The organism is Pseudomonas sp. PA15(2017) (assembly GCF_001945395.1).
Taxonomy (GTDB): Bacteria; Pseudomonadota; Gammaproteobacteria; order Pseudomonadales; family Pseudomonadaceae; genus Aquipseudomonas.
Genome location: NZ_MSXV01000025.1, coordinates 1 through 22,792, shown reverse-complemented (window position 1 = coordinate 22,792; position 22,792 = coordinate 1). Strand labels below are relative to the sequence as shown.

The window sequence follows — 22,792 nt, the reverse complement described above, 5'->3', positions numbered from 1 at the left end:
GCCTGTCTTTCCCGTGAGGAGTCGTTTCACACCATGATGCGCATTATGTTGTTCCTGGCTACCAACTTGGCGGTGCTGGTTATCGCCAGCATCACCCTCAAACTGCTGGGGGTTGATCGCTTCACCGGCCAGAACCACGGCAGCCTGCTGATCTTCTGCGCCGTCTTTGGTTTTGCCGGCTCGCTGGTCTCGCTCTTCCTGTCCAAGTGGATGGCGAAGATGAGCACCGGTACCGAAATCATCACCCAGCCGCGCACCCGCCACGAGCAGTGGCTGCTGCAGACCGTCGAAGAACTGTCGCGCGATGCCGGTATCAAGATGCCCGAGGTGGGTATCTTCCCTGCCTACGAATCCAACGCTTTCGCCACCGGCTGGAACAAGAACGACGCACTGGTCGCCGTCAGCCAGGGCCTGCTCGAGCGTTTCTCCCCCGATGAAGTGCGCGCCGTGCTGGCCCACGAGATCGGCCACGTGGCCAATGGCGACATGGTCACCCTGGCACTGATCCAGGGCGTGGTGAACACCTTCGTGATGTTCTTCGCGCGCATCTTCGGTAACTTCGTCGACAAGGCGATCCTCAAGAACGAAGACGGCCACGGCATCGGTTACTTCGTGGCAACCATCTTCGCCGAACTGGTGCTGGGTATCCTGGCCAGCATCATCGTCATGTGGTTCTCGCGCAAACGTGAGTACAAGGCCGACGAAGCCGGTGCGCGACTGGCCGGCAAGGGCGCGATGATCGCCGCCCTGCAACGCCTGCGTGCCGAACAGGGCGTACCGGTGCAGATGCCCGACAGCCTGACCGCCTTTGGCATCAACGGTGGCCTGAAGAACGGCCTGGCGGGCCTGCTGATGACCCACCCGCCGCTGGAAGAGCGCATCGAAGCCCTGCGCCGCATGGCCTGATCGCAACACGATGAAAAAGGCGACCCTCGGGTCGCCTTTTTCATGCCCGCGATTCGCCTCAGAGCCTGTTCAAAGTCTCGCGAGCTAGAGCAATGCAAGGGCTAGGCGCCCCCGCAAAAACAGGCGAGGACCGGTCGGAGTCGCGCCCGACTTTACGAGCTGTAAATGAGCAGTGCGACTGGGCTGGCAATCCAGCCTGTTTTTAACGCCGCAGTGCCGACGCGCAGCAGACTTTGAACAGGTTCTCAGAGCAGGCGCAGGTTGTAGGCCCGCTCATCCATGCGAGAGAGGCCACGGGCCCTGAACCGGTCCTCCAGGGCATCCTGGCTTTCCAGCAACTCGCTTTCCCATATCTTGCCGCTCCAGCCGCGCACCTCGGCATCGGGCACCGAGAATGGCGGCCCATCCATCAGCGTCTGGTCGTAATCCAGGGTCACCAGCAAGCCGCCGCTTCCAGGCAGCAGAACCTGCTGCAAATGCCGCACGTAGCGCTCACGCAGCTCGGCCGGCAGCGCGATCAATGCCGCACGGTCGTAGAACAGCGTACAGCCGGGCAAATGCCGCGCTTGCAGCGCGAAGAAATCGCCACAGAACAACTCGACACGGCCATGGCGATAGACCTTGAAGGCGCCTTCGCTGGTAATCGTCGGCTGCACACCCTGCTCGGCGAAGAATGCCGCGACCGCCACCTCGGCCAATTCAACACCCACCACCCGATGCCCGCGCGCCGCCAGCCAGGCGAGGTCCAGGCTCTTGCCGCATAGCGGCACCAGCACCGATGCTTCGCTGCTACCGGCCACTGCGGGCCAGTGGCGCTGTAGCAAGCCATTGACCTGCCGAGCGTGAAAGCCGATCTGATTGGCGTGCCAGCGTTGCAGCCAGAATGATTCCTGCATGTCGTCTCCATAAGCGATCAATAAAACAGATAACACCGAGCAGACTTTAGCTGTTGTTAGGACAACTTGACTGATAGATCATCACGACATCATCAGGAGAACATCATGCAACCTAGCCTGTTCATTTCCCATGGCTCCCCCATGCTCGCCCTGCAACCTGGCGCCAGCGGCCCTGCCTTGGCCCGGCTCGCCTCCGAATTAGTGCGCCCAGATGCGATCGTCGTGGTGTCGGCCCACTGGGAAAGCGACGCGTTGCGGGTGATGGGTAGCACCAGGCCGGAAACCTGGCACGACTTCGGCGGCTTCCCTGCCGAACTCTATCAGGTGCAGTACCCGGCGCCCGGCAATCCAAAACTGGCCGAGTCCATCGTGCAACGCCTGCGGGCGTCCGGCCTGGACGCGCAGGTCGATGAGCACCGGCCCTTCGACCATGGCAGCTGGGTTCCACTGTCGCTGCTCTACCCCGAGGCCGATATTCCGGTGGTGCAGGTTTCCTTGCCCAGCCGCCAGGATCCGGGCCTGCAAGTCCGGGTAGGCGAAGCGCTGGCCGCGCTGCGCGGGCAGAACGTGCTGTTGATCGGCTCGGGCAGCATCACCCACAACCTGGGCGAACTCGACTGGCGCGCCACCGGCGACCAAGCGGCGCCATGGGCGCTGGAGTTTCGCGACTGGATGGTCGAACGCCTACGCGAAGACGACCTGACTGCACTGCTCGACTACCGCCGCCAGGCGCCCCACGCGCGGCGCAACCACCCCAGCGAAGAGCACCTGCTACCGCTGTTCTTCGCCCGCGGTGCCGGCGGGACCTTTGCCATCGAGCACCAGGGGTTCACCTTGGGCGCGCTGGGCATGGACATCTACCGCTTCGGCTAAACCTCTTCACGGCCTTTACGCCCATGAATCGGCCAAAAAGCGGACGTCATTGATTTACCTGTGGGAGCGCGCCATGCGCGCGAAAAAATCGCGGGCATGGCCCGCTCCCACAGCCAATAACCAGTGCATCCTATGGGAACGATCGCCGTTCCCGCCACTTGGCTGCCAAATCGCCGAACCTCGGCTTGAAGACTTTGAACAGGCTCTAAGACAAGCGTTCCAGCGTACTGAGCAGCACCTGTACCTTGGTGACCGACTCCTGATACTCGGCCTGCCAGGCCGAGTCAGCGACGATACCGCCACCGCCCCAGCAACTGATCACGCCGTCCTTGGCCAGCAGGCTGCGAATGGCGATGGAGCTGTCCATCTCGCCGCGCACGTCCAGGTACAGCAGCGAACCGCAGTAGGGGCCGCGGCGTGTCGGCTCGAGTTCGTCGATGATCTGCATCGCACGGATCTTCGGCGCACCGGTGATGGAACCGCCCGGGAAGGCGCCCAGCAGCAGGTCCAGCGCATCCTTGTCGACGGCCAGCTCACCGGTCACCGCGCTGACCAGATGATGTACGTTCGGGTAGCTTTCCAGCGCGAACAGCTCGGGCACGCGCACCGAGCCGATGCGGCAGGTGCGCCCCAGGTCGTTGCGCAGCAGATCGACGATCATCAGGTTCTCGGCGCGGTCTTTGGGGCTGGCGAGCAGCACCTGGGCGTTGTGCGCATCCTCCCTTTCGTCGCGCCCGCGCGGCTGGGTGCCCTTGATTGGCCGCGTCTCCACCTGCCCGCCACTGACACGCATGAAGCGCTCGGGCGACAGGCTGAGCAAGGCGCCGCCATCCGGCAGGCTCAGGTAACCGGAGAAAGGCGTCGGGCAAGCCGCCCGCAACGCGCCATAGGCCTGCCAGGCATCGCCCTGATAAGGCGCCTGGAAACGCTGCGCATAGTTGACCTGATAGCAGTCACCCGAGGCGATGTAGGTCTGGATACGGCCGATGGCCTCGGCGTAGCGTTGCTGGTCGATATTCGCCCGAAACGGCGCCAGCAACGCGAAGGGCGCCTGCTCCTGGGGCTCGCCCGACGGCTGCTCGAACAACGCCAGCAGGCGCGCCTGCTCGGCCGCTGGCAACGCGGGGTGGAACACCAACTGGCTGGTACGCGCCTGATGGTCGCTGATCAGCGCCCATCCATACAGGCCGAATACTGCGTCGCCAAAGCCCAGGTCATCACGGGCCTGCTCAGGCAGCGCTTCGATACGGCGACCGAAATCGTAGGCCAGGTAACCGAGCAGGCCGCCGGCGAACGGCAGCTCGACACCTGGTGGCATTTCGGCAAGCCCGAGTGCCGCGAGCTGCTCACGCAGGCGCGCGAAGAACGCGGCGCCCGACTCGCCCTGCCCCGGCGCCAGCTCGGCCAGCGGCCAGGCGCTGAGCAGATCGAAGCGCCCACGGGCGGCCACCGGCCGGCCGGCATCCAGCAACATCGCACCGGGCGCGTGGCGTACCGCCTGGAAATACACGGCAGGATCGGCCTGATACGGCAGGCCATGGACAAGACAGGTAGGCATTCAAGGCATCACGAAAACGAGGACGGCCGATTGTAGAGCCGCTGGCAGGTTCGTCCTAGGGGCGATTGCCGCCTCCGGGCCTGGCGAACGACATTGCAGGTCCCAGAAACGACTCGGGGGAGCCATTGGCTCCCCCGAATCAGTGCTGAACGAACCGATCAATCTTCGCGATAACGACGCAGCTTCAGCGGCTTGCCGGCAACCCGAGTGTCCTTGAGCTTGCCGAGCAGGCGCTCCAGGCCTTCTTCCGGCAGCTCCACCAGGCTGAAGCTCTCGCGGATCTGGATACGACCGATGGCTTCACGGGCCAGGCCACCCTCGTTGAGGATCGCGCCCAGCAGGTTCTTGGCAGCGATGCCATCACGGGCGCCCAGCGCGGTGCGGCAGCGTGCACGGCCTTCGGCCAGCGGCATCGGCGCACGACGCTCACGCGGCTCACCGCTGCGCTCGCCATCACGCTCACGACGCTCGCGGGGTGCGCCACCGACGCCCGGCACCAGCGGCTGCTCGCGCTCGACGCTGGCCAGATCCAGGGCTTGGCCATTGGTGGCCTTCTTCAGCAGCGCAGCGGCCAGGGCACGCGGGCTGCAACCGATGTCGGCGGTCAGGCGGTCGAGCAGATCGCCATGGCTGGCTTCGGCGTCGGCAACCAGCGGCGCCAGGCTGTTGGTGAGCTTCTTGATGCGCGCATCCAGCACCTGCTGGGCGTTGGGCAGCTTGACCTCGCCAACCTTCTGGCCGGTGACGCGCTCGATCACCTGCAGCATGCGGCGTTCACGCGGGGTCACCAGCAGCAGCGCACGGCCATCGCGACCGGCACGGCCGGTACGACCGATACGGTGCACGTAGGACTCGGGGTCGTACGGCATGTCGACGTTGAACACGTGGGTGATGCGCGGCACGTCGATACCACGGGCAGCGACGTCGGTAGCCACGACGATGTCCAGACGGCCATCCTTGAGTGACTCGATGACGCGCTCACGCTGGTTCTGGGCGATGTCGCCATTCAACGCAGCAGCCTTGAAGCCCTTGGCTTCCAGCGCAGCGGCCAGGTCCAGGGTAGCCTGCTTGGTGCGCACGAAGGCGATCAGCGCGTCGAATTCCTCGACTTCCAGCAGACGCAGCACGGCGTTGGTCTTCTGATCGGCGTGGATCATCAGGTGTGCCTGCTCGATGCGCGAGACGGTCTGGGTCTTGGCAGCGATCTTGATGTGCTGCGGCTCGCGCAGGTGCTTCTCGGCGATGGCGCGGATCGAGTGCGGCAGGGTCGCGGAGAACAGCACGCTCTGGCGGCTTTCCGGCATGGCCTCGAAGATCACTTCGAGGTCGTCCATGAAGCCCAGCTTGAGCATTTCGTCGGCTTCGTCGAGTACCAGATACTGAATGGTCGACAGTACTTTCTCGTCGCGACGCAGGTGATCGACCAGGCGGCCCGGGGTGGCGACGATGACCTGTGCGCCCTGGCGAATGGCTTTGAGCTGCGGGCCCATCGGCGCGCCACCGTAAACGGCGACCACGTTCAGGCCAGGCATCTGCTTGGAATAGGTTTCGAACGCCGTGGCAACCTGCAGAGCGAGCTCGCGGGTCGGGGCGAGAATCAGCGCCTGGGGCTCACGCTTGGCCGGGTCGATCTTCGACAGGATCGGCAAGGCGAATGCGGCGGTCTTGCCGGTACCGGTCTGCGCCTGGCCGATCATGTCCTGGCCGGAGAGGATCACCGGAATGGCTTGCGACTGAATGGGCGACGGCTCTTCGTAACCGACGGCGGTCAGCGCGGCGAGAATATTGGAATGAAGTCCGAGTGCGGCGAAGCCGCCGATTTCCTGGGTCATGGGTCTGCCTCTGAGTGCATCCGCAAAGGCCCATGTTCCAAAGCTGCGCATGCCATGTAGGACCTTGTGGGTCACCCTGGCAGCCTGGTCGGCGGGGATTTGCGAAAACGTGGTGGAAAGTGAATCGTCAAGATAGCCCGCTTGGCGGACTGGCTGCCGGAAAGCTTCCGGGCGAGTTGCACTACTTGAACGTGGCCATGAATTGGCCGGCGCGTACTATACCGGAATTCATACAGACGTGTGCGCTTTTTCACACAATAAAATGGGGTCAGGCGCACGCATCAGCGGCTCGCGACGCTATGTCGCAGGCGCTTGCGTTCTGATCGAACGGTCAGGCTCTGCTGGTGAGCTGCGATTCGATAGCGGCCTTGTCGACGACTGACCAGACCTCGGCAACCTTGCCGTCGCGAAAGGCGTAGAACACGTTTTCGCTGAAGGCCACCTTGCGGCCATTGACCGGCACGTCGAGAAAGCGGCCTTTCGGGGTGCAGTGAAAATCCAGGCGGCAGGCGATCATCGACTCCTCGCAGGTCAGCAGGCGGATGTTGAACTGCAGATCGGGAATGTCCTGGTAATCGCGCTCGAGCATTTCACGATAACCGCCCAACCCCACGCGCCGGCCGTTATGCACCACATCGTCCTGCACGAACTGCCCGAGGCTCGCCCAGTCCTGCCGATTGAGGCAGTCGATATAGGCGCGATACACCGTGGGAAGGTCTTGTTCGGTCATGACAGGGCTCCGTCGCGAGGGCTTCAGGGTTCGCAGGGTCAGGAGGGGCACAGAGCCGGCGAGGCTCTAAAAGGACAGCGTCGGTAGCGGTTAATTCCTGCCGCGGCTGAGGCGACCTTGGAACCTATTCATAATCTCTCAGCCCAGGCTCGCCGATTCTGGCAGCCAAGTGTGGCAAAAGCAGACGGTGAATGCGTGGTTTAGTGGAAGGGGCTTTAGCCCCGAGCTCTTTACTTACATTGATAAAAACTCGCGGCTAAAGCCGCTCCCACGCAATTGCTGGGCGACCGCCTCTGCCTTGCAGTTGCAGCTTCACGAGCATGAGATCGTGAACAGCCCCTAGCTCGCCATCCGAATGGCGTCGATCAACGGCTGCAGCGAATAGCCGAGTTGTGCCTGCAGGGCCTGGGCGCGCTGGCTCACCGCTTCGCGGTCGAACGTCTGATCCAGCTCGGCCGGCACCAGCACCACCACGTTGCCCTCCACCACCGGGCACTCCCAGTAATGGCGGTGATAAAGGCCGCGCAGCAGCGCGGCGCCCAGCGGTTTACCGTCATCGCCGGCCCACTGGTTGATGATCAGCCAGCCACCTGGGTTGAGCTTGGCCCGGCAGTCGTCGAGAAAGCGCCAGGCCAGATGGCCGACACCGGGGCCGGTATCGGTATACAGATCGACGAAGATCAGATCCGCGGTTTCCGCGCTGGGCAGCAACTGCATGGCGTCGCCGATGCGCACCGTCAGGCGCGGATCGTCTTCCAGACCCAGGTACTGCATGGCCAGGCGCGGCACGTCAGGACGCAGCTCGATGGTTTCGACATCGTCGAGCGGCAGGAAGCGCAGGCAGGCCTGGGTCAGGGTGCCGGCACCCAGCCCCAGGAACAACGCGCTTTCCGGTGCCTCATGGCACAGCGCACCGACGAACATCGCACGGGTGTAGTCGTATTCCAGCCAGCTGGGATCGGCGATGAACACGCAGCTCTGCTCGATCGCCTCGCCGAACTCGAGAAACCGGTACTCACCGATCTCCACCACACGGATCACCCCGAAGGCGTCATGCACCTCGGCCAGCACCACTTCGTCCTTCATCTCCTCCACCGGAGGCAAGCCAGGCATGCGCAGATTCTCCACCGTCGCGTTCCCCGGCTCGGGCCGGGCTAGAGGGCGATTGTCGGTGATGGGGTGCGCTCAGGTCACGCGCTAAATGCCGCGGTTTTGCCGGGCGGCATGCTCGGCCAGGCACGGTGATCGGTTACCATGGCCAATCGCCAACGAGAGAAGCCGCCATGAGTCAGCCCTGGAGCCCCGACAGCTGGAGAAGCCACCCCATCCAGCAACAACCTCAGTACCCGGACGCCACGAAACTCGCCCAGGTCGAGCAGACCCTGGCCAGCTTTCCGCCCCTGGTGTTCGCCGGCGAGGCACGCGAGCTGCGCAAGCAGTTCGCCGAGGTTACCCAGGGCCGCGCGTTCCTCCTGCAGGGTGGCGACTGTGCCGAGAGCTTCGCCGAATTCAGCGCCGCGAAGATCCGCGACACTTTCAAGGTGCTGCTGCAGATGGCCATCGTGATGACCTTTGCCGCCGGTTGCCCGGTGGTGAAGGTCGGACGCATGGCAGGTCAGTTCGCCAAACCGCGCTCGGCCAATGACGAGACCCTCGACGGCGTCACCCTGCCCGCCTACCGCGGCGATATCGTCAACGGCATCGGCTTCGACGCGGCCAGCCGTGCGCCGGACCCGCAGCGCCTGCTGCAGGCTTACCACCAGTCCACCGCTTCGCTGAACCTGCTGCGCGCCTTCGCCCAAGGCGGCTTTGCCGACCTGCATCAGGTGCATCAGTGGAACCTGGACTTCATCGCCAACTCGGCGCTGGCCCACAAGTACCACCAACTGGCCGATCGCATCGACGAAACCCTGGCCTTCATGCGCGCCTGCGGCATGGACAGCGCGGCCCAGGTACGCGAGACCAGCTTTTTCACCGCCCACGAAGCGCTGCTGCTCAACTACGAAGAAGCCTTCGTGCGCCGCGACAGCCTCACCGGCGGTTTCTACGACTGCTCGGCGCACATGCTGTGGATCGGTGATCGCACTCGCCAGGTGGACGGCGCCCATGTCGAATTCCTGCGCGGCGTGGGCAACCCGATCGGTGTCAAGGTTGGCCCGAGCATGACCGACGAGGACCTGATCCGCCTGATCGACATCCTCAATCCGGACAACGACCCAGGGCGCCTCAACCTGATCGTGCGCATGGGTGCCGACAAGGTCGAGGCAGGCCTGCCGCGGCTGATCCGCATCGTGCAGCGCGAAGGCCGCCAGGTGCTGTGGAGCAGCGACCCGATGCACGGCAACACCATCAAGGCGTCGAGTGGCTACAAGACCCGAGATTTCGCGCAGATCCTCGCCGAGGTACGGCAGTTCTTCGCCGTGCACCACGCCGAGGGCAGCTATGCCGGCGGCATCCATATCGAGATGACCGGCCAGGACGTGACCGAGTGCATCGGCGGCGCCAAGCCGATCACCGAGGCCGGCCTGTCGGATCGTTATCACACCCACTGCGACCCGCGGATGAACGCCGACCAGTCCCTGGAACTGGCATTCATGATCGCCGAAACGCTCAAGCAGGTACGCCGCTGAGCGGCGCGTTAACCTGAACCAAGCGAATCGACGGGCGGTCTTCAGAACAGGGCCTCGATGCGTTTATCGAGGCGAGGTCCATCACTTGATAGAAGGAGTCGCACATGCCCTGGTATGCCTGGTTGGTCCTGATTCTGGCGATCGGCTCCATCGTCGGTGGCCTGCTGATGTTGCGCGACAGCGCCAAGAAGCTGCCGCTCAGTGATGAGCAGCTCAAGCGCATCCACGAACGCGAAGTCGAGCAGACCGCCAAGGATGCGCAAGATCGCTGATCACGCCTGCACAAACTGATCCCGCCGCCCTGTAGACTGCGCCTCCACCCCGGAGGCGCAATGCCGTTATTACCCCGCCTGTTATTGCCCGGCTGCCCGCTATTGGCGGGTGCGCTCATGGGCTACATCCAGCCCATCGGTTTCCTTTGCGCCTGCCTGTTCATCGCGCTGGTACTGGCACCGGCATGCTTGCCTCAATGGCTGTGGAGCGTGTTGGTGGTGGTCGCCAGCGTGCTGCTGGCAGCCCACCTGCTGCCCGGCTTTCGGCCCTGGGAAATTGCCCAGCCGCAGCGCATCAGCGCCGATGCAGCGCCTTACCTGCTGAGGCTGTCATGGGACAAGCTGCTGGTGGGCTGCACCCTACTCGCCTGGTGGCTGGGCTTGCCGCCGAAACCGCAGCAAAGGCCCGCCTGGATCGCACCAACATTCATCATCACGCTGCTGGCGGTGCCGGGCCTGGCAGTGCTGCTGGGCGTGGTCGCCTGGCAGCCGAAATGGCCGGATATGCTCGGCGCCTGGCTGGCGATCAATCTGGCCGTCGCGGTACTGGCCGAAGAACTGCTGTTTCGCGGCCTGCTGCAGCCACGCCTGGTTCGCTGGCTGGGCGTGTGGCCGGGGCTGCTGCTGACGGCAGCGCTGTTCGGCGCCGTGCACATTCCCTTCAGCCCGACCTTTGCAGTCGTGGCCGCTGTGGCGGGCTTGGGTTATGGCGTGATCATGCAGGTAAGCGGCCGGCTGAGCCTGGCAATCGCCCTGCATGGGCTGGTCAACCTGCTGCATTTCACCTTATTGAGCTACCCGCTGCGTATCGCCTGAGAGCCTGTTCAAAGTCTTAAATGCGCTTGAAGCGGCAACTAAAAGGAAAAGCGGACATCGTTGCTTTAACTGTGGGAACGGGACCAAACAGTCCATGCCCGCGATTTTTCGCGGGCATGGCCCGCTCCCACAGATAATCACCAGTCCAGCCTACGGGAACGATCAGCCGCTTCCGTCACCTACCGCCAAAGTCGCCGAAGCTGGGCTCAAAGATCATGAACAGGCTCCGAGAGGCGACGGCTCGGAGCTTAACGGCGAAACTCGAAGTGCAGCTCGGCACCTTCCACCGCATCCCAGTATTCGGAGCCCAGTTCGCCGGTCAGCAGCTTGCCGCTGACCTGAAAGGGATTGGGCGAGGATTTCCGTTCCTCGAAGAACGCCGGCAGGATTGGCGGTACACCATCGGTGGCAGCCTTGTCCTCGGCATCGAGCGCAGCGGCCAGCTCTGGAGGCAGGCTAAGGTCCAATTTGGTCTTGGGTGGGGTTTGCGCGACCTTTTGAGCTTTATCGGGCTTGGCGCGCTGTACAGTCTTTTGCGGCTCGGCAGGCGCAGGCTTCTGCGCCGCCTCAGGCTGAGGCTCCGCGGCCGGCGGCTCGACCTGCGCGGCTGGTGGTTCGGGTTTTTCGACTGGCTGGACTGATTTGGCGGGCTCGACGGCCACTGCAGGCTCACTGTTCTTGCGCGGCACATCCTTGCCCTGCTCATCGGAACCACAGGCACTCAGCAGCACGGCAACACACAGCGGGAACAACAGATGGCGCATCGAAATCCTCGCATCGGTTCATGTAACTCAGTAACACGACATTTTAAAACGACTGAGCGATAACGCCAGCCAGTCTGCCGAACGGCTACACCGCCCGTCGCCCATTCCCCCCTAACGCTCTGGTAGCCGGCGCAGCTCGGCCTCCACATCCAGGCCCGGATGCTCGGCCTGCAGTTGCTCGATACGCTGCCGCGCCCACTCTGCCTCACCCCGTTCGCGCAGGCTGGCAATCTCGCGGAGCGCCGCCAACACGTCGGCGGACGGTGGCGCGGCCTCTGCCGCCATACGTGCCATGACCCGCGGCGCCTCGCTCATCTCGGCCATCGATGCCGGGCTGGCAGGTGCCTGCAAGGCCATGGGCGCCTGACGCTGCATAGAGGCCGGCGGTGCGTCGTAGCGACTCGGCGCTTGTTCGAGGGTCTGCAGGCTCAGCCCGAGCCCTACGCCCACAACAGCCAGGCAGCCAAGAACCGCTGACCAGCGGTGGCTAGCCGAGGCATCACCCAGCATGTGGCGCAGCCGCGCCCAGAAGCCCTCAGGCTGGCGACGTTTGTTCGCGGCCGCATCGGCAGCGGCGGCGAGGATCCGCGCGTCCAGCGCGGGGCCAGGCTGCTCGCGGCTGTGCTCACGGACGTGACGCAGCAAAGGCTCGTCGTGATCGTTCATGGTGATACCTCTTCGGCCGTGCTGAGCAGGCGGCGCATCTTCTGCAACGCGTAGCGCAGGCGGCTCTTTACCGTTTCTGCCGGCGTGCGGGTCAACTCGGCAATCTCATGCAGTTCAAGGTCGGCGTGGGCGCGCAGCAAGAACACCTCGCGCTGCTCGGCCGGCAAGTCGGCGAGCGCCGTCTGGATGCGCGCCTGGTCCTGGCTGAGGCTGAGCTGCCGCTCGGGATCCGGCTCGTCCATGGCCTGGTCGTGCAACTGCTCGTCGAAGACCTCTTCGCGCAGCAGGCGTTTGCCCTGCTTGCGCCAGTGATCGATCAGGCGATTACGGGCGATCTGATACAGCCAGGTCTTGAACAGCACCGCCGCTTCTCGCTGCACCGATTCGCTGCGAATCAGGCTCATCCAGGTTTCCTGGAACACTTCCTCGGCAACCGCCTGATCGCCGCACAAGCCCATCAGAAAGCGAAACAGCCCCAGGCGATGGCGCTCGTAGAGTTGCGTGAATGCTGCAGCGTCGCCGGCCCGGTAGCGACGCAACAGGTCGGCGTCGCCGGGCTCGGCATTGGAGGGATGGACAGTCACACTCACTCGGCTCCGGAGGTGCGGGAGTCGCCAGTTTGCAGGCTTTGCGCCAGTTCCACCAGTTGCACGAATTCGCTGCGCAGGCCAAACGGATCATCGCCACGGCTGCCCCGTGCCAATGCTGCGGTAGCCGCCCAGCCGAAGTCAGCGGTGTAACGGCCGCCGCCCAACTGCTGGGCGAACGCGGCGACGGCGGCGGCGAAGCGCAGGTCCTCGCTGGCCTTGGCGATTGGCGCGACGGACGCCGGTGCTTCGATGGCAGTCTCCAGCAGTTGGCTGTCGTTGCGCTCCGGTGCCTTGTAGCGGATGCGCAGCCAGGCCAGCTCGCCGGCTGCCGATGCGGATGCCGATGCCGCGGGCGACGCCTGACCATAGCGCAGCGGCTCCAGCCAGCCGGGGTTACCGACTGGGACGATTTCGTAGAGCGCCGTCACGCTGTGCCCGGCGCCAATATCTCCCGCATCGACCTTGTCGTTACTGAAGTCTTCACGCTTCAACGCGCGGTTCTCGTAACCGAGCAGGCGGTACTCGCTGACCTGGGCCGGGTTGAATTCGACCTGAATCTTCACGTCCCGCGCCACGGTGGCCAGGGTCGAGCTGAGCTGCTCGACCAGCACCTTGCGCGCCTCACGCAGGTTATCGATATAGGCGTAGTTGCCGTCGCCGGCATCGGCCAACTGCTCCATCAACTGCTCGTTGTAGTTACCCGTGCCAAAACCCAGGGTGGTCAGCGAAATACCGGTCTTGCGCTTGTCGGCCGCCAGCGCCTTGAGGCTTTCGAAATCGCTCACACCCACATTGAAGTCGCCATCGGTGGCCAGCAGGATGCGGTTGATGCCGCCCCTGATGAAACCCTTCTGCGCCTGCTGATAAGCCAGCTGAATGCCCGACTCGCCCGCTGTCGAGCCTGCGGCGCGCAATTGCTCGATGGCCGCCCGGATCTGCGCCTTGTGCGAGCCGGCAGTCGGCTCCAGCACCACGCTGGAGTCGCCGGCGTAGGCCACCAGGGAGACGCGATCCTGGGCACGCAGCTGGTCCACGAGTAACTTCAGGGTGTTCTGCACCAACGGCAGGCCATCGGGACGATCCATGGAGCCCGACACATCGACGAGAAATACCAGGTTGGCGGCAGGCAGTTGCTCGACCTGCCTGTCCGACGCCTTGATGGCGATGCGCAGCAGGCGGCTTTGCGGGTTCCACGGCGTGACCGCCAGTTCGCTGCCGACCCCGAACGGCGCACTGCCGGTGGGCAAGGGATAGGCGTAGGGGAAGTAATTGACCAGTTCCTCCAGGCGTACGGCCTCGGCGGGAGGCACACGCCCCTCGTTCAGGAGCCGGCGGACGTTGGCGTAGCTGCCCGTGTCGACGTCGATGCTGAAGGTCGATACCGGCGCCTCGGCGACCGACTGCACGGGGTTGGCGGCCAGGCGCTGGTATTGCTCGCGGCTGGCTTCGGCCGGCGGTGCGTACGAGTGTTCTCGGGCAGCCGGCGCGGCCAGACGCGTCATCATCGGCGCCGGGACCATCGCCGGCCCCACCGCGGACGCTTCGCCAGCCTGTATCGGGTTGGCCGGCGCTGAGTCGGTAGACGGAGCATTGCAGGCCGCCAAGGACAGCAGAAAGCTGCCGGCAATGCTGTAGGACACGAACGGGGAACGGCTGCGCATGGTGCTTCTCCTGAATTGAACGAGCGCTTCGATCCAGTAGACGCAGGCAGCCGGGGATTCGGGTTAACGCGACGCGAGCCGCGTCAGCTGGCCTCCTGACACAGCTGAGTGGCCAGCATGCCCAGGGTCATCAGCGCGCGCTCCGCCTCGCGGTTCCACGGAATGCCGCAGTTGATGCGCACGCAGTGATTGAACTGCTCGGTGTTGCTGAAGATCAGCCCCGGCGCGATGCTGATGCCCTGCTGCAGCGCGCTGATATGCAGGTCCTTGGTATTGACCCGCGCCGGCAAGCTGACCCAGAGAATAAAGCCGCCGTTGGGCCGGGTGATCTGCGTGCCTTCGGGAAAATACTGCTGGATGGCCAGCTGGAAAGCGCTGAGGTTCTTGCGGTATTCCTGGCGGATGTACCGCAGGTGACGGTCGTAGCCGCCGTTCTCCAGGTATGCCGCCACCGCCATCTGGGTGACGCTGCACGCCGAATGGGTGGTGAACATCTGCAGGCGCTGCACTTCGTCCTGATACTTGCCGGCAATGATCCAGCCGATCCGCACGCCGGGCGACAGGGTTTTCGAGAAGCTCGAGCAATACACCACCCGCCCCTCCAGATCACTGGCCTTGAGCGCCTTGGTGCGGCCCTGCTCGAACATCAGCTCGCCGTAGATATCGTCCTCGACGATCTGGATGTCGAAATCGCTGGCCAGGCGCAGCAACTGCTTCTGCCGGGCCTCGGGAATGGTACCGCCCAGGGGATTGCTCAGCCGCGCGGTCAACACCAACGCCTTGATCGGCCACTGGCTGGCCGCCAGTTGCAGGGCCTCGACGCTGATCCCGGTGGTCGGGTCGCTGGGAATCTCGATGACCTTGAGGCCCAGCAGATCGGCCAGTTGCAGCAAGCCGTAGTAGGTCGGCGACTCGGTGGCGATCAGATCGCCGGGGCGCGTCAGCACCCGCAGGCTCATCTGCAGGGCATCGACGCAGCCATGGGTGATCACCACCTCGGAAGGATCGACCAACACACCGGCATCGCGCATGCGGATCGCCACCTGGCGGCGCAGCGGCTCGAAACCTGGGCTGAACATGTAGCTGAAGGCGCGCGGGCTCTGGAAGCGGGTCACCTTGGCGAGCTGCTGATGCAACGCCCGCACCGGCAGGTAATCGACGTGGGGCACCGCTGCACCGAGCGGAAACACACCTTCGCGACGCGCCTCGCCGAGCACCTGATTGATGATGCTGCTGCGCGTCACCAGGCCGGGCCGTTCGACTCGGGCGATGTCCGGCGTATCGGCGGTCAGTGCCGGCGTCTGGTGCACGTAGAAACCGGATTGCGGGCGGGCGCGAATCAACCCGAGATCCTCCAGGTTGGCGTAGGCCTGCAGCACCGTGGCATGGCTGACGCTGAGCTGCGCGCTCATCTTGCGTACCGAGGGCACCCGCTCACCGGGCTGATAGACGCCGCGGCGGATATCATCCGCCAGCTGTTGAGCGATACGTTGGTAAAGCAACAGATTGGTCATGGCCGTCTCTTCCCGGTACTGAACCATAACAGTACTCCATCAAAATGTTTCTGTACCGGTACAGCCCTGAAATATCTCGGCGATACACCCACTTCACAAGCCATAAAAAACCCCGCCCTGTTATCCAGTGGCGGGGTTTCGCGACAACTGACTCAGCGCGCGGCGCCCAGACGTCCTTGCTCGTCGGAGAACAGGATCTCCACTCGCCGGTTCTGCGCACGCCCCTTGGCCGAGGCATTTTCGGCGACCGGGAAGCTTTCGCCGAAACCCTGCACCTCGATACGCTTGGCGTCGATGCCGAGGTCGATCAGCGCATTGGCCACGGTCTGCGCACGCGCTTTGGACAGCGCCAGGTTTTCTTCTCGCTTGCCGCTGCTGTCGCTGTAACCTTCGATGCGCACCGTACGACGCGGGTTGAGCTGGAGAAACTGCACCAGCTTGAGCACGGTACGGTTGGCACTGGTCTTCAGGCGCGCTTCGCCGGCATCGAACAACACGTCACCGAGGGTCATCACCAGGCCGCGATCGGTTTGCGCCGTAGCCAGGTTGACGATCTGCTCTTCCAGCCAGGCATTCTGTTCCTGCACGCTGACCAGCTTGGCCTCGCGCAGTGCCAGTTGCAGGCGTTGGCGATCCAGCTCCAGACGCGCGGCGCGCTCCTGGTCCAGGGCGAGCTTGGCGTGTTCACGGGCGATATCGCTGTAGCGCTGGCTCAGGTAGGCGTAGTGAGCGACATCGTCGGCACTGCCCCAGTAGCCTGCCAGGCGTTCGGCACGGCCAAGGGACTCGCCAGCGCGAATCACGTCCTTGGGCGCGCTGCGCAGCACCTGCGGGTCTTCCTTCACGGCCTGGAAGCTGGTCCGGGCCGCATCCAGCTCGGCCGTGTGCTCGTCGCCAAGACCGGCACAACCGGCCATGGCCAGGCTCAGCAGCGCCAACGCACCATCACGCAGCGGGCTCATGGCATCGCTCCCAGTTGGTCACGCAAGCGCCCGATACGGCGATTGAGTTCGGTCAACTGCACCTGGCTGCGCAGCGTCAACACCCGGGCTTCGGCCAAGCGCGCGTCCAGTTCGGCCTGCTCGGCCTTTACCCGCGCGGTGCGGTAAGCACCCTCCTCCATGGCCGCCCGCGCCTGGGCGAGCTTGTCTTCGGCCTGGCTCAGTTCAGCAACGGTTGCGCCGGCAGCCACGGTACGCGCCTGCCCGACCACCTGCTCGGTCAAACGCATCTGCTCGGTTGGCGCGGGATCGCTGGCACAGCCCTGAAGCAACAGCAGCGCCAGAGCGGCGCTGGTATATCGATAGATCACGGGTACGTCCTACTGATTCGGAACACTGGCGGCCGGTGCGGGCTGTTGTTCCTTCCAGCGCTGCAAGTTGCGCTGCAGAAGGGTTTGCGGCATGCCGGCGGCGGTGAATTCTGTCATTTTTTTGGCCAGCTGTCCGCGCAGCCAGGCGTCGTTGCAGGCCGAGTTGTGCGACAGCGCCAGGTGCAACCCCTCGCTGGAGACCGGCGGATCGAGCACCTGCAGATCGTCCTGCAGACCTAGCGTCGAGGCCAGTGCCTGCCCCGGATAGCGCTCGTAGAGCACGTAATCGGTACGTTCGAGCAAGAGTTTCTGGAACGCCTGGGTGAGGCTGGAAACGCCTTCAAGCGTCAGGTTGTCGCGGGCATAGGCATCGAACGCCTGGCCGAAGCTGTTGTTGACCAGCGTGTCGCCGGTACGGCCCTGCAGATCGGCCCAGCTGGCGTAGGGAAATTCGTGGCCCTTGCGCACCCACACCACGCTCGGCGTGGAAAGAAAGGGCGGATGCACGAAGTCCATGGTCTCCAGGCGCGGCACAGTCAGGAAGGCGCCAGCCAACATGTCGACACGGCCGGTGCGTACTTCCTCCTGGGCTCGCGACCAGGGCCCGGCGTAGATCACGTCGATGCCGACGCCGAGGTCCTTGGCGACCGCCTTGAGCAGATCGACCGTCGCGCCGACCAGCTTTTCCGGGTTCTGCGGGTCACGCCAGAGATAAGGCGGATATTCGGGGTTGCCCGTGGCGACCAGCCGCTCGCACTTGCCGGCAGCCTGGGCACCACCTGCCAACAACATGGCGGCGCACACCCACAGCCCGGCCCAGCTCAACCCACGTACACCCATTGGCACACTCTCGATTCGGATACGGCCGGCCATCCACCGGCCAGAGATTCATGACATGCTAGCTCATACGATCTCGATAATCAGCGATAAGACGCCGCATGAAGAAATTGATCCTCGCCGTATTGGTTCTCCTGGCTGCCACGGGCACCGCTCTATACCTCTCGCCAGCGGCGCAATTGGCGGCCTATCAGGGTGTCGAGCAGTGGCGCGCGGGGCTGCACGCGCGCAGCGTCAGCGTGAACGACCTCAAGTTCAGCTATTACCAGGGTGGCCCCCGGGGCGCCGAAACCGTGCTGCTCATCCACGGTTTCGGCGCCGACAAGAGCACCTGGCTGTGGTTCGCCCGGGAGCTGACCGAGCGCTATCACGTCATCGCCCTGGACCTGCCCGGTTTCGGCGACAGCGACCGCCCCAACGGCAGCTATGACGTCGGCACCCAGACCGAGCGCCTCGCCGCATTCGTCGACACCCTGGGCATCCGCCGCCTGCACCTCGCCGGCCACTCCATGGGCGGGCATATCGCGGCGCTCTATGCAGCCCGCTATCCCGAACAGGTGACCAGCCTGGCGCTGATCGCCAACGCCGGGGTCACGGCACCGCGGCGCAGCGAATTCTTCCAGCGCCTCGAAGAACAGGGCGACAATCCGTTGCTGGTGGAAAGCGCACCGCAATTCGACGAGCTGCTCGACTGGCCATTCGTCGCGCCGCCGCAGTTGCCCGAGCGGCTTCATCAGTACCTGGCGCAACGTGCCGTTGCCGACAGCGCGCACCAGCGGCAGGTATTCGAGCACCTGCGCGACCGTTATCTGCCACTCGAGCCCGAGCTGCCAAGGATCGACGCCCCTACTCTGCTGCTCTGGGGCGACCAGGATCGCATCATCGACGTCTCCAGCATCGACACCATGAAACCGCTGCTCAAGGATGCCAGCGTGGTGATCATCGAGGGCTGCGGTCATGCGCCGATTCTCGAGCGCCCCCAGGAAAGCGCGGCTGATTATCTGAAGTTCATCGACCAGGCGAGCCTGCAAGCGGCCCAGGCCCGCAAAACAGCGCCAATCCGATAGCATCGAAGCAATAAAAAACCCGCTCGATGAGCGGGTTGTTTCGTTGCGGGAAATGCTGTCAGACCAGTTTTTCCAGCTCCGGTACGGCTTCGAACAGGTCGGCTACCAGGCCATAGTCGGCGACCTGGAAGATCGGCGCTTCTTCGTCCTTGTTGATCGCGACGATCACCTTGGAGTCCTTCATGCCCGCCAGGTGCTGGATGGCACCGCTGATGCCGACCGCGATGTACAGCTGCGGTGCGACGATCTTGCCGGTCTGACCGACCTGCATGTCGTTGGGCACGAAGCCGGCGTCGACGGCAGCACGGGAAGCACCCACTGCCGCACCGAGCTTGTCGGCCAGGGTGTACAGGTGCTTGAAGTTGTCGCCGTTCTGCATGCCGCGGCCGCCGGAAACGACGATCTTGGCAGCGGTCAGCTCCGGACGGTCGGACTTGGCCAGCTCTTCACCGACGAACGAAGACTTGCCGGCGTCGCCACCTGCCGAAACGTTCTCGATGGCAGCGGAACCGCCTTCGGCCGCCACGGCGTCGAAGCCGGTGGCACGCACGGTGATGACTTTCACGGCAGCCGACGACTGCACGGTAGCGATGGCGTTACCAGCATAGATCGGGCGTTTGAAGGTATCCGGGCTTTCCACGGAAACGATCTCGGATATCTGGTCGACGTCCAGCTGCGCAGCGACGCGCGGCAGGATGTTCTTGCCATTGCTGGTGGCAGCAGCCAGCACGTGGCTGTAGCTCTTGCCCAGCTCGGCGACCAGTGGCGCAACGTTTTCCGGCAACTGGTGTGCGAACGCGGCATTGTCGGCGACCAGCACCTTGGCCACGCCAGCGATCTTGGCGGCGGCTTCGGCTACGGCGCCAACGCCCTGACCGGCGACCAGCACGTGGATGTCGCCACCGATCTTCTGGGCAGCGGCAACGGTGTTCAGAGTGGCAGGTGCCAGCGCGGAATTGGTGTTTTCAGCGATTACCAGGATAGTCATTTCAAGCTCCTTAGCTCAAAGCACCTTCGCTTCGGTTTTCAGTTTCTCGACCAGTTCGGCGACCGACTTGACCTTGATACCGGCACCACGTGCCGCAGGCGCCTCGACCTTGATGGTCTTGACGGTGGACGCAGTGGAAACGCCCAGCGCGTCAGGCGTCAGGGTTTCCAGCGGCTTCTTCTTGGCCTTCATGATGTTCGGCAGCGAAGCGTAGCGCGGCTCGTTCAGGCGCAGGTCGGTGGTGACGATGGCCGGCAGATTCAGGGCAACGGTCTGCAGACCGCCGTCGATCTCACGGGTCACGTTGGCCTTGTCGCCATTGACTTCCACCTTGGAGGCGAAGGTGCCCTGGGCGTAGCCGGTCAGGGCAGCAAGCATCTGGCCGGTCTGGTTGTTGTCGCTGTCGATGGCCTGCTTGCCGAGAATGACCAGCTGCGGCTGCTCCTTGTCGACCACGGCCTTGAGCAGCTTGGCGACGGCCAGGGAGTTCAGCTCGTCGGCGGATTCGACCAGCACCGCGCGATCAGCGCCCAGTGCCAGAGCGGTACGCAGTTGCTCCTGGGCCTGGGTCGGGCCGATGGAAACCACCACGATCTCGCTGGCGACGCCCTTCTCTTTCAGACGCACGGCCTCTTCAACGGCGATTTCACAGAAAGGGTTCATCGACATCTTGACGTTGGCAAGATCGACGCCGCTGTTGTCCGGTTTGACGCGAACCTTGACGTTGTAATCGACCACTCGTTTGACAGCTACAAGAACCTTCATGGATTCCTCGTTACTCTCCGGTGAATAAGAATGTCGCCAGAAGCGAGCATGCGGGTGATGCAGACAAGCAGGACGCAAGCGACCTTCAGCCCAGACGGCAAGCGTAAAACCGCCCGTATCTTGACCGTACGACCTAACTCGGTCAATACGACTGGCTGCGAGCCATTCGTGTTGTAGCCAGATTCTAACAGGCCTACAGAAAATTCAAACAAACGTTTGTATTGGCCCTGATCCGGGCTCGCTATATACTGCGCGAGCGTGCCTCGGGAAGGATGCCGGCCCGCCATGAAAATTAGAGAGCCTTGATGAGGAGATAGCCCGTGGAACGCGAATTTATGGAGTTCGACGTCGTCATCGTCGGCGCCGGCCCTGCCGGTCTGTCCGCCGCTTGTCGCCTGAAACAGAAGGCTGCCGAGGCTGGCCAGGAAATCAGCGTCTGCGTGGTCGAGAAAGGCTCCGAAGTCGGTGCCCACATCCTCTCCGGCGCGGTATTCGAACCACGGGCCCTGAACGAGCTGTTTCCCGACTGGAAAGAGCTGGGCGCTCCGCTCAACACCCCGGTCAAGGGTGATGACATCTATGTGCTCAAGAATGCCGAAAGCGCCACCAAGGTGCCGGGCTTCTTCGTGCCCAAGACCATGCACAACGAAGGCAACTATATCATCTCGCTGGGCAACCTGTGCCGCTGGCTGGCCCAGCAGGCCGAGAACCTCGGCGTGGAGATCTACCCGGGCTTCGCCGCTCAGGAAGCGCTGATCGACGAAAACGGCGTGGTGCGCGGCATCGTCACCGGCGACCTGGGCGTCGACCGCGAAGGCAACCCGAAGGAAGGCTATTACACCCCTGGCATGGAACTGCGCGGCAAGTACACGCTGTTCGCCGAGGGTTGCCGCGGCCACATCGGCAAACAGCTGATCAACAAGTACAACCTGGACAGCGAAGCCGACGCCCAGCACTACGGCATCGGCATCAAGGAAATCTGGGACATCGACCCGAGCAAGCACCAGCCGGGTCTGGTGGTTCACACCGCCGGCTGGCCGATGGACATCATGGGCACCGAAAACACCGGCGGCTCCTTCCTCTATCATCTGGAAAACAACCAGGTGGTGGTCGGCCTGATCGTCGACCTGTCCTATGCCAACCCGCACCTGTCGCCGTTCGACGAGTTCCAGCGCCTCAAGCATCACCCGGTGCTCAAGCAGTACCTGGAAGGCGGCAAGCGCGTTGCCTACGGTGCCCGCGCCATCGCCAAGGGCGGCCTCAACTCGCTGCCGAAGATGGTCTTCCCCGGCGGCGCGCTGATCGGCTGCGACCTGGGCACCCTGAACTTCGCCAAGATCAAGGGCAGCCACACCGCCATGAAGTCCGGCATGCTGGCTGCCGAAGCCATCGCCGAAGCCCTGGCTGCCGGCCGTGAGGGTGGTGACGAGCTGCGCAACTATGTCGATGGCTTCAAGGCCAGCTGGCTGTACGACGAACTGCTGCGCAGCCGCAACTTCGGCGCGGCGATCCACAAGTACGGCGCGGTGATCGGCGGCGGCATCAACTGGGTCGACCAGAACCTGTTCGGCGGCAAGCTGCCCTTCACGCTGCACGACAACAAGCCGGACTACGCCTGCCTGAAGCCTGCGGCCGACTGCAAGAAGATCGAGTACCCGAAACCGGATGGCAAGCTCAGCTTCGACAAGCTCAGCTCGGTGTTCCTGTCCAACACCAACCATGAAGAAGAGCAGCCTTGTCACCTGAAGCTCACCGACCCGAGCATCCCGATCGACAAGAACCTGCCGCTGTACGATGAGCCGGCGCAGCGCTATTGCCCGGCCGGCGTGTACGAAGTGGTGGCCAACGACGATGGCAGCAAGCGCTTCCAGATCAACGCGCAGAACTGCGTGCACTGCAAGACCTGCGACATCAAGGATCCGGCCCAGAACATAACCTGGGTAGCGCCGGAAGGGACTGGTGGGCCCAACTACCCCAACATGTAAGGCAAAGAGGCTCCCTCGCAGACTGTGTGAAAACCTAGCAGTCCGAGGGTGAGTTGAAGACAATGCCTCTATCGGTTGATAGGGGCATTGTCGTTTATGGGTTATATCCAGGGCGAAGGTCGCGGGCAAA

Annotated in this window: 21 protein-coding genes and 1 pseudogene; 7 read left to right on the top strand and 15 right to left on the bottom strand. The window is 63.8% G+C overall.

What is annotated here, in order from left to right; translation table 11 throughout:
- Positions 1-33: 33 nt before the first annotated feature.
- On the top strand, positions 34-906 hold the full coding sequence (htpX, locus tag BVH03_RS09105) for a protease HtpX (protein ID WP_075932467.1): 873 nt from the start codon (positions 34-36) through the stop codon (positions 904-906).
- Between the two features lie 245 nt (positions 907-1,151).
- Here htpX and BVH03_RS09100 read toward each other — a convergent pair whose 3' ends face one another.
- Positions 1,152-1,802, bottom strand: a complete 651-nt coding sequence (locus BVH03_RS09100) for a thiopurine S-methyltransferase (RefSeq protein WP_075960865.1) — start codon at positions 1,800-1,802, stop codon at positions 1,152-1,154.
- Positions 1,803-1,907: 105 nt separating this feature from the next.
- Here BVH03_RS09100 and BVH03_RS09095 point away from each other — a divergent pair, with 105 nt between their 5' ends.
- Positions 1,908-2,675, top strand: a complete 768-nt coding sequence (locus BVH03_RS09095; RefSeq protein ID WP_075960864.1) for a class III extradiol ring-cleavage dioxygenase — start codon at positions 1,908-1,910, stop codon at positions 2,673-2,675.
- Positions 2,676-2,880: 205 nt separating this feature from the next.
- Here BVH03_RS09095 and pabB read toward each other — a convergent pair whose 3' ends face one another.
- From pabB to BVH03_RS09075, 4 genes and pseudogenes are all read right to left on the bottom strand, one after another.
- Positions 2,881-4,233: an aminodeoxychorismate synthase component I gene (pabB, locus tag BVH03_RS09090; protein WP_075960863.1), complete on the bottom strand. Its 1,353-nt coding sequence runs from the start codon at positions 4,231-4,233 to the stop codon at positions 2,881-2,883.
- A 158-nt stretch (positions 4,234-4,391) separates the two neighbouring features.
- Positions 4,392-6,099: pseudogene (locus BVH03_RS09085) on the bottom strand (DEAD/DEAH box helicase).
- Positions 6,100-6,396: 297 nt separating this feature from the next.
- Positions 6,397-6,795 (bottom strand): ester cyclase, encoded by a 399-nt coding sequence (locus tag BVH03_RS09080; RefSeq protein ID WP_075960862.1) that lies wholly within the window; start codon positions 6,793-6,795, stop codon positions 6,397-6,399.
- 339 nt (positions 6,796-7,134) lie between these two features.
- A complete protein-coding gene (locus tag BVH03_RS09075; protein ID WP_143485926.1) occupies positions 7,135-7,908 on the bottom strand; it encodes a spermidine synthase in 774 nt (257 codons plus the stop codon).
- Positions 7,909-8,078: 170 nt separating this feature from the next.
- On the opposite strand from BVH03_RS09075, the gene BVH03_RS09070 reads away from it, so the two are divergent.
- The 3 genes from BVH03_RS09070 (at position 8,079) to BVH03_RS09060 (ending at position 10,513) form a co-directional block, all read left to right on the top strand.
- Positions 8,079-9,425, top strand: coding sequence for a class II 3-deoxy-7-phosphoheptulonate synthase (locus tag BVH03_RS09070; protein WP_075960861.1), 1,347 nt, complete (start codon positions 8,079-8,081; stop codon positions 9,423-9,425).
- Between the two features lie 104 nt (positions 9,426-9,529).
- Complete coding sequence (locus tag BVH03_RS09065) at positions 9,530-9,697, top strand: DUF2897 family protein (RefSeq protein ID WP_075960860.1); 168 nt, start codon at positions 9,530-9,532, stop codon at positions 9,695-9,697.
- Between the two features lie 60 nt (positions 9,698-9,757).
- Positions 9,758-10,513, top strand: coding sequence for a CPBP family intramembrane glutamic endopeptidase (locus BVH03_RS09060; RefSeq protein WP_075960859.1), 756 nt, complete (start codon positions 9,758-9,760; stop codon positions 10,511-10,513).
- Positions 10,514-10,761: 248 nt separating this feature from the next.
- On the opposite strand, the gene BVH03_RS09055 is transcribed toward BVH03_RS09060, so the two are convergent.
- The 8 genes from BVH03_RS09055 to BVH03_RS09020 all read right to left on the bottom strand — a co-directional run bounded on the left by BVH03_RS09055 (position 10,762) and on the right by BVH03_RS09020 (position 17,860).
- The gene (locus BVH03_RS09055) at positions 10,762-11,277 is read right to left on the bottom strand and encodes a hypothetical protein (protein WP_256574661.1); all 516 of its coding nucleotides are present in this window, start codon (positions 11,275-11,277) and stop codon (positions 10,762-10,764) included.
- A 111-nt stretch (positions 11,278-11,388) separates the two neighbouring features.
- A complete protein-coding gene (locus BVH03_RS09050) occupies positions 11,389-11,943 on the bottom strand; it encodes a hypothetical protein (RefSeq protein WP_075960858.1) in 555 nt (184 codons plus the stop codon).
- On the bottom strand, positions 11,940-12,527 hold the full coding sequence (locus BVH03_RS09045; protein ID WP_075960857.1) for an RNA polymerase sigma factor: 588 nt from the start codon (positions 12,525-12,527) through the stop codon (positions 11,940-11,942). Before BVH03_RS09045 ends, BVH03_RS09050 begins: the two co-directional genes overlap by 4 nt.
- Positions 12,528-12,529: 2 nt before the next feature.
- Entirely contained in the window at positions 12,530-14,194 is a 1,665-nt protein-coding gene (locus BVH03_RS09040) for a VWA domain-containing protein (protein ID WP_075960856.1), read from the bottom strand.
- 83 nt (positions 14,195-14,277) lie between these two features.
- Positions 14,278-15,708, bottom strand: a complete 1,431-nt coding sequence (locus BVH03_RS09035) for a PLP-dependent aminotransferase family protein (RefSeq protein WP_075960906.1) — start codon at positions 15,706-15,708, stop codon at positions 14,278-14,280.
- A gap of 152 nt (positions 15,709-15,860) precedes the next feature.
- Positions 15,861-16,670, bottom strand: coding sequence for an OmpA family protein (locus BVH03_RS09030; protein WP_075960855.1), 810 nt, complete (start codon positions 16,668-16,670; stop codon positions 15,861-15,863).
- Positions 16,667-17,020 (bottom strand): DUF4398 domain-containing protein, encoded by a 354-nt coding sequence (locus BVH03_RS09025; RefSeq protein WP_075960854.1) that lies wholly within the window; start codon positions 17,018-17,020, stop codon positions 16,667-16,669. The genes BVH03_RS09030 and BVH03_RS09025 overlap by 4 nt, the downstream gene beginning before the upstream one ends.
- Before the next feature lie 9 nt (positions 17,021-17,029).
- Positions 17,030-17,860, bottom strand: a complete 831-nt coding sequence (locus BVH03_RS09020; protein WP_075960853.1) for an ABC transporter substrate-binding protein — start codon at positions 17,858-17,860, stop codon at positions 17,030-17,032.
- A gap of 98 nt (positions 17,861-17,958) precedes the next feature.
- On the opposite strand from BVH03_RS09020, the gene BVH03_RS09015 reads away from it, so the two are divergent.
- Positions 17,959-18,924 carry an alpha/beta fold hydrolase gene (locus tag BVH03_RS09015; RefSeq protein WP_075960852.1) on the top strand — a complete coding sequence of 322 codons (966 nt, stop codon included), beginning with the start codon at positions 17,959-17,961 and terminating at the stop codon, positions 18,922-18,924.
- Between the two features lie 58 nt (positions 18,925-18,982).
- On the opposite strand, the gene BVH03_RS09010 is transcribed toward BVH03_RS09015, so the two are convergent.
- On the bottom strand, positions 18,983-19,912 hold the full coding sequence (locus BVH03_RS09010) for an electron transfer flavoprotein subunit alpha/FixB family protein (RefSeq protein ID WP_075960851.1): 930 nt from the start codon (positions 19,910-19,912) through the stop codon (positions 18,983-18,985).
- A gap of 15 nt (positions 19,913-19,927) precedes the next feature.
- Complete coding sequence (locus BVH03_RS09005; RefSeq protein WP_075960850.1) at positions 19,928-20,677, bottom strand: electron transfer flavoprotein subunit beta/FixA family protein; 750 nt, start codon at positions 20,675-20,677, stop codon at positions 19,928-19,930.
- Positions 20,678-20,997: 320 nt separating this feature from the next.
- Here BVH03_RS09005 and BVH03_RS09000 point away from each other — a divergent pair, with 320 nt between their 5' ends.
- Positions 20,998-22,662, top strand: a complete 1,665-nt coding sequence (locus BVH03_RS09000; RefSeq protein WP_075960849.1) for an electron transfer flavoprotein-ubiquinone oxidoreductase — start codon at positions 20,998-21,000, stop codon at positions 22,660-22,662.
- Positions 22,663-22,792 lie beyond the last annotated feature (130 nt).

Coding starts and splice junctions, on each gene's coding strand:
- htpX (WP_075932467.1), top strand. CDS start 34: ATGATGCGCATTATGTTGTTCCTGGCTACCAACTTGGCGGTGCTGGTT.
- BVH03_RS09100 (WP_075960865.1), bottom strand. CDS start 1,802: ATGCAGGAATCATTCTGGCTGCAACGCTGGCACGCCAATCAGATCGGC.
- BVH03_RS09095 (WP_075960864.1), top strand. CDS start 1,908: ATGCAACCTAGCCTGTTCATTTCCCATGGCTCCCCCATGCTCGCCCTG.
- pabB (WP_075960863.1), bottom strand. CDS start 4,233: ATGCCTACCTGTCTTGTCCATGGCCTGCCGTATCAGGCCGATCCTGCC.
- BVH03_RS09080 (WP_075960862.1), bottom strand. CDS start 6,795: ATGACCGAACAAGACCTTCCCACGGTGTATCGCGCCTATATCGACTGC.
- BVH03_RS09075 (WP_143485926.1), bottom strand. CDS start 7,908: ATGCCTGGCTTGCCTCCGGTGGAGGAGATGAAGGACGAAGTGGTGCTG.
- BVH03_RS09070 (WP_075960861.1), top strand. CDS start 8,079: ATGAGTCAGCCCTGGAGCCCCGACAGCTGGAGAAGCCACCCCATCCAG.
- BVH03_RS09065 (WP_075960860.1), top strand. CDS start 9,530: ATGCCCTGGTATGCCTGGTTGGTCCTGATTCTGGCGATCGGCTCCATC.
- BVH03_RS09060 (WP_075960859.1), top strand. CDS start 9,758: ATGCCGTTATTACCCCGCCTGTTATTGCCCGGCTGCCCGCTATTGGCG.
- BVH03_RS09055 (WP_256574661.1), bottom strand. CDS start 11,277: ATGCGCCATCTGTTGTTCCCGCTGTGTGTTGCCGTGCTGCTGAGTGCC.
- BVH03_RS09050 (WP_075960858.1), bottom strand. CDS start 11,943: ATGAACGATCACGACGAGCCTTTGCTGCGTCACGTCCGTGAGCACAGC.
- BVH03_RS09040 (WP_075960856.1), bottom strand. CDS start 14,194: ATGCGCAGCCGTTCCCCGTTCGTGTCCTACAGCATTGCCGGCAGCTTT.
- BVH03_RS09035 (WP_075960906.1), bottom strand. CDS start 15,708: ATGACCAATCTGTTGCTTTACCAACGTATCGCTCAACAGCTGGCGGAT.
- BVH03_RS09030 (WP_075960855.1), bottom strand. CDS start 16,670: ATGAGCCCGCTGCGTGATGGTGCGTTGGCGCTGCTGAGCCTGGCCATG.
- BVH03_RS09020 (WP_075960853.1), bottom strand. CDS start 17,860: ATGGGTGTACGTGGGTTGAGCTGGGCCGGGCTGTGGGTGTGCGCCGCC.
- BVH03_RS09015 (WP_075960852.1), top strand. CDS start 17,959: ATGAAGAAATTGATCCTCGCCGTATTGGTTCTCCTGGCTGCCACGGGC.
- BVH03_RS09010 (WP_075960851.1), bottom strand. CDS start 19,912: ATGACTATCCTGGTAATCGCTGAAAACACCAATTCCGCGCTGGCACCT.
- BVH03_RS09005 (WP_075960850.1), bottom strand. CDS start 20,677: ATGAAGGTTCTTGTAGCTGTCAAACGAGTGGTCGATTACAACGTCAAG.